Genomic DNA, 5,440 nt, shown 5'->3' with positions numbered 1-5,440 from the left:
CCGCTGCCCCGAGCGCGAGACCGCCGAGGGCCCACCCGGGTCCCCACTCCTCGCGGCCGAGCGCCGCGTCGACTGACAGCTCGCCGGGGCCGGCGTCGATGAGCGCCACGAGGGCGGCGATGAGGACGGCGTTGTACTCCCAGCCGCCTTGGGTGACCCACACGCCCTTGGGCTTGTGGACCTTCCAGATGGCGGTGAGCATCGTGCCGATGAGGCTGGAGGCGGCCAACGGGGTCGCGGCTCCGGCCACGAGCAGGGCCCCACCCGCCGCCTCGGAGACGCCGGCCGCGATGGCGTTGGGCCGAGCCGGCTGCATCTTCAGGGCGCCCATCATCTGCTCGGTCCCCTCGAGGCCCGGGCCGCCGAACCAGCCGAAGAGCTTCTGGGTGCCGTGCCCGACGAACAGTCCACCGATGACCGCGCGGGCGGCCAGTCTTCCGATCTTCATGGGAACCCGGTACCCGGCGGCACCGGCGGCAAACCCGCGAGTCCATCCCGGAAAAGGGCCGAAAAGCCTCGTTGCAGGCCGGGCGGTGCGGGGTATGTACGCCGGAGCCGCACAGCCGGGGAGCGGTTCAGCAGAGACACCCGTGAGTGCTCCATGTGTGCTCGCGTCCCGTAACATGACCGCTGACGAAGGCCCCTGAAATGTCAACTGACGTGCACCTTCAGTCCCGGAAGACAGAGGTGCCGCTGAGATGAACCGCTTGCACGAAGGGTTCGTCCTCGGCGACCGCTACCGCCTGGACCACCGGATCGCCTCCGGTGGGATGGCTGACGTCTGGGCCGGCACCGACTCGGTGCTCCAGCGCGAGGTCGCCGTCAAGATCATGCGCCCGGACGTCGACCACGAGCGCCTCTTCGCCCTGCGCTTCCGCGACGAGGCCGTCCACTCGGCTGCCCTCATGCACACCAACATCGCGACGGTCTTCGACTACGGCGAGGACGACGGGCTCGCATACCTCGTCATGGAGCTGGTCAACGGTGAGCCGCTGTCGGCGATCCTCAACGAGCGTGGCGCCCTGCCGCCGAGCGAGGTCCGCTCGATCCTCGGCCAGGCGGCGCTCGCCCTCGGCGTGGCCCACGAGGCCCGCGTCGTCCACCGCGACATCAAGCCGGCCAACATCATGGTGCGCGAGGACGGCCTCGTGAAGCTCACCGACTTCGGCATCGCCCGTGCGCTCGACGCGTCCGGCCACACCCAGCACGGCGAGATGCTGGGCACCCCCAACTACATCAGCCCCGAGCAGGCCCTGGGCCACGCTGCCACCGGCGCGAGTGACCTCTACGCCCTCGGCGTGGTGGGGCACGAGATGCTCTCGGGCAAGCGCCCGTTCGACCGCGGCACGCCCATCGCCACGGCCCTCAGCCACGTCAACGAGCCGACGCCGCCGCTGCCCGACGAGGTGCCGGAGGACCTGCGCGACCTCATCAACGAGTGCCTGCAGAAGGACCCCGAGAAGCGTCCCGCCAACGCCGCCGCCGTGGCGGTCCGGCTCGGCCTGGGCGACCAGGAGCTTCGCGGCCTGGCGCTCGGTCTGGCGACGGCCATCAACGGCTCGCCGGCCGAGATGCTCGACGAGGTCGACGAGCTCGCGGGCAAGGTGGCCGCGCGCACGACCTCGCGTCCGGAGACAGATGAGCTGGCCGCCACCCAGGCCATGCCGTCCGCCCTGGCCGACTGACCTGGCCGACTGACCTGGCCGACTGACCTGGCCGACTGGGGCGCCCGCACGTTCGCCTGAGGGCTCTCGGGCGCCGTCGACACCGCTGCGCCGCGCGCTTCGGCATTCCGACCTACGCTGGATCGATGGCGACCCTGCCGCTCTTCCCGCTCGGCACCGTGCTGATGCCAGGTGCGCAGCTGCCGCTGCAGATCTTCGAGCCACGCTACGTCCAGCTGCTCCACGACCTCAACGCGAGCCAGGACGAGCGCTCCCCGGTCTTCGGGGTCGTGGCGATCCGTGAGGGCTTCGAGGTCGGTGAGGACGGGGTCCTCGCCCTGCACTCCATCGGCTGTGGCGCCCTCGTCACCCAGGCTGCCGCGCTGGAGGACGAACGTTTCCTCGTCATCTCCGAGGGCATCGACCGGTTCCGGGTGGACGCCATCGACGAGAGCGCCGGGACGCCCTACACGACGGCGCGCATCACGTGGCTGACCGAGCCCGACGGCGACCCTGCCACCGTCACCAGGCTGGCCGCGCGGCTGCGCGCCGAGCTGACCGCCTTCGCCGCGACGACCGACAGCGAGTCGGGCATCCCCGACGACGACCGGGCCCTGGCGTATGCCGTTCCGGCCACCGTGAGCCTCGACCTGGCCGACCGCCAGCGCCTCCTCGCGAGCAAGGACACCGAGTCGCGCCTGCGCCTGGCTCTGCAGCTGGTGCAGCGCGAGCGGGAGTTCGCCGCGGCGCTGGGCACCGTCGCCGCCCCGACAGCCCCGCCCTTCAGCCTCAACTGAGGCGTGCGGCACACGGCCGCGGGTGGCGCCGTGTCAGCGCAGGCGCAGCGTGGCGAGGACCTCCGCAGCCACGACCCAGGTGGCGAGCGCGCACACGACGACGTAGGACAGGTTCCACGCGCCGCGCGGCAGGGGCGTGAGCGTCGCGAGCACCGCGGGATCGCTACCACGGCTGCGGTCGCGGACCACCGCCTGCAGGTGTCGCCAGGCGCCGACCACGAGGACGACCCCGAGACCGACGAGCACCTGGGCCTGCAGTGCGTCGTCGCGCCACCACCACAGCGCCACCGAGCCGCCGACTGCCACGACCATCACGAGGGCGGTCAGAGCCGATCGCACCCGGACCAGCGCGAAGACGAGGATCGCGAGGCCGGCGGTCACTAGCGGGGCCGCCCAGCCGCGCTCCGCCGCCCACACCATGAGGGCGCCGAGCAGTGCCGGCATCGGGTAGCCCGCCCAGGCCGACGCGATCCGGCCAGGGCCACGGGGACGGCCGCGCGTCACGGCGTGCCCCGACATGTCACCGCGCAGGGCGAAGCCGGTGAACTGCCGCCCGACGAGCACGCCGACCACGGCGTGCCCGAGCTCGTGCACCAGCGTCACGGCCAGCCGCACCACGCGCCACAGCGGCTCGACGGCCACGAGGAGCAGGGCCACGCCGAGGACGAGGCCGAGCCGGGGCGCTGCGAGGGCGACGTCGCCGGTCGCCGGGACCACACGGTCGCGAACCGCCTCGAACCACTGCACGGAGCCAGAACCTAGCCGACCCGCCTGTGGCGGCTCGCTCCACGACCTGCCGATGGTGCGGCGAACGATCCTGCAACCGGTGGGTGCTCACCCCACCAGCCGGCGCATCATCACGCACGCGACACACGAGCCGCGTCAGCGGGGCGGGGCCACGGGGTGGCGGGAGGTGAGCACCTCGAGCAGCAGCCGGTGCAGCGGCACGTCGGCGCCGGACTCGGCAGCCAGCCGCACGACCGCACCCGTCCACGCATCGAGCTCCGACGGCCGGCCCTCGAGCAGGTCCCGCTGCAGCGAGGTGGTCGAGTCGGCGGGCTGGTCGTCGACGAAGGCCATAGTGCCCTCGACGACCCGTGCGGGCAGCCGTATGCCGCGTGCCCGGGCGAGCGCCTCGACCTCGCGCATCGCGTCCTCGAGCAGCAGGCGGCTCGACGGCCTCGAGCGCAGCTCCCCGATCGTGGCGTCCAGCGCCGCCCCCAGTCCACCGAAGGGCACGACGAAGAGCATCTTCGACCAGAGCTCGGCCCAGATGTCGTCGGGCACGGGTGAGGCCGCCCCGGAGTCGTTGACCGCCTCGCGGAGCCTCGTGACGCGCTCGGACGGGGCGCCCGGTGTCGCCGACCATTCGTCGAAGGCGAGCGAGGCAGGACCACCGACGTGGACGACCCGGCCCGGGCCGTCGATGTAGGCGAAGATCTTCGCGATGCCGGGGAGCACTGCGCCGCGCCCGACGGCGGCTGCGGTCTGGTCGGGCGCCTCGACCCCGTTCTGCGCCGTGATGACGGCCGTGCGGGGAGCCACGAGCGCGGGCAGCTTCTCGAGCACGGGCGGCAGCTGCCAGGTCTTGACCGCGAGCAGCGCCGCGTCGACCGGACCGATCGAGGTGAGGTCGTCGGTAACCTGCGCCGGTTGCACGGTGAAGTCGCCGGCGACGCTGGTGACGACGAGGCCGTGCTCGCGGATCGCCTCGAGGTGCGGCCCGCGGGCCAGGAACGTCACGTCGTGGCCGGATGCCGCGAGCCGTCCGCCGAAGTAGCCGCCGATGCCTCCTGTGCCGAGCACCGCGATGTGCATGACCGTGCCTCCTCGTCAGTCCCGCTCGTCCGTGCCGCGTGCTCCCATCATCGCGCCGGCGAGCGACCGTCGGGGTGGGTCGCCCAAGGTGCCGGGCGCCGGGCCGGGAAGGTCCGTGAACGCATACGGGTAGGGAGAGGTTCGGATGCGCGACGAGCTGGGCGAGCCGAGGAGGCAACGGTGGCGAAGCAGCGGACGGTCGACCGGTCGCGCCTCGGGGCCTGGCTGCTGAAGTGCAACCCGGCGCTGTGGGACCTTCGCGGCCTGCTCGACTCCGGTGAGGACCGGATCACCTCTTGGGCGGTGCAACCCGGCTACCGGGCCCGGCTCGTCGCCGCGGGCGACCCCGTCGTGCTCTGGGTGTCGGGTCCCGGCCACCAGGGACTGAGCCGGGGGATCTGGGGGCTCGGCCACGCGACCGCAGAGGTCGAGCCGTGGGTCGAGACCGGCCAGGGCCGGTGGCGCAGCGCCTCCGACTCGCACGGGGTCCGCGCCCGCGTGGAGCTCGACGTCCGGCTGCTCGCCGAGCCCGTCCGCGACGAGGTTTTGCGCGCCGCGGGCATCGACGGCCTCGAGGTGCAGCGCCAGCCGTTCATGGCCAACCCATCCTTCGTCTCCCGGGAGGAGCTGGCGGCCCTGCGGCCGCTGCTGCCGGCCTGGCCCACGCCCTCGCCCACCGACCGCGTCCAGGAGGTCCGGACATGAGGGTGCTCGTGCTCTCCGACACCCACAGCCCGCACCGGTGGAAGGGCTGCCCGCCGGCACTGCTGCCGCAGCTCGAGGCCGCGGACGTCATCCTCCACGCCGGCGACGTCTGCACCCCGGACGTGCTCGAGCTGCTGGCGACGTTCGCGCCGGTCCATGCGGTGATGGGCAACAACGACGTGCCGGAGGTCGCCGAGTGGGGCGCCCCCGAGACGCTGGAGCTCACCCTCGACGGCCTGCGCGTCGGCATGATCCACGACAGCGGTCAGCGCCAGGGCCGCACGGCCCGGATGCGGCAGCGCTTCCCGAGCGCCCACCTCGTGGTCTTCGGCCACTCGCACATCCCACTGGACGAGACCTGCGACGGCGTGCGCATCCTCAACCCGGGGTCCCCCACCGACCGTCGGCGCCAGCCGGCAGGCACGTATGCCGTGCTCGACGTCCGCGACGGCGAGC

At 72.9% G+C, this 5,440-nt stretch carries 7 protein-coding genes; 4 read left to right on the top strand and 3 right to left on the bottom strand.

The window, feature by feature from the left end; genetic code table 11:
• Positions 1-448: DoxX family protein (locus ABD194_RS21015; RefSeq protein ID WP_343995169.1), on the bottom strand; the 448-nt coding region annotated here is incomplete at its 3' end.
• Between the two features lie 250 nt (positions 449-698).
• Here ABD194_RS21015 and ABD194_RS21010 point away from each other — a divergent pair.
• Both ABD194_RS21010 and ABD194_RS21005 read left to right on the top strand, forming a co-directional pair.
• Positions 699-1,685 (top strand): serine/threonine-protein kinase, encoded by a 987-nt coding sequence (locus ABD194_RS21010; protein WP_343995167.1) that lies wholly within the window; start codon positions 699-701, stop codon positions 1,683-1,685.
• A 125-nt stretch (positions 1,686-1,810) separates the two neighbouring features.
• A complete protein-coding gene (locus ABD194_RS21005; protein WP_343995165.1) occupies positions 1,811-2,461 on the top strand; it encodes an LON peptidase substrate-binding domain-containing protein in 651 nt (216 codons plus the stop codon).
• Between the two features lie 33 nt (positions 2,462-2,494).
• Here the strand turns inward: ABD194_RS21005 and ABD194_RS21000 are convergent, their stop codons facing one another.
• Positions 2,495-3,208 carry a M50 family metallopeptidase gene (locus ABD194_RS21000; protein ID WP_343995163.1) on the bottom strand — a complete coding sequence of 238 codons (714 nt, stop codon included), beginning with the start codon at positions 3,206-3,208 and terminating at the stop codon, positions 2,495-2,497.
• Positions 3,209-3,343: 135 nt separating this feature from the next.
• Positions 3,344-4,279 (bottom strand): 2-dehydropantoate 2-reductase, encoded by a 936-nt coding sequence (locus tag ABD194_RS20995; protein ID WP_343995161.1) that lies wholly within the window; start codon positions 4,277-4,279, stop codon positions 3,344-3,346.
• Positions 4,280-4,459: 180 nt separating this feature from the next.
• Here ABD194_RS20995 and ABD194_RS20990 point away from each other — a divergent pair, with 180 nt between their 5' ends.
• On the top strand, positions 4,460-4,984 hold the full coding sequence (locus ABD194_RS20990; protein WP_343995159.1) for a hypothetical protein: 525 nt from the start codon (positions 4,460-4,462) through the stop codon (positions 4,982-4,984).
• Positions 4,981-5,440 (top strand): metallophosphoesterase family protein (locus ABD194_RS20985; RefSeq protein WP_343995157.1); only part of this gene is annotated, 460 nt, incomplete at its 3' end. The genes ABD194_RS20990 and ABD194_RS20985, both read left to right, overlap by 4 nt.

The organism is Terrabacter terrae (assembly GCF_039529575.1).
GTDB classification, from domain to species: domain Bacteria; phylum Actinomycetota; class Actinomycetes; order Actinomycetales; family Dermatophilaceae; genus Terrabacter; species Terrabacter terrae.
Note: the sequence above shows the minus strand (reverse complement) of the source record. Positions and strands in the feature narration are given on the sequence as shown.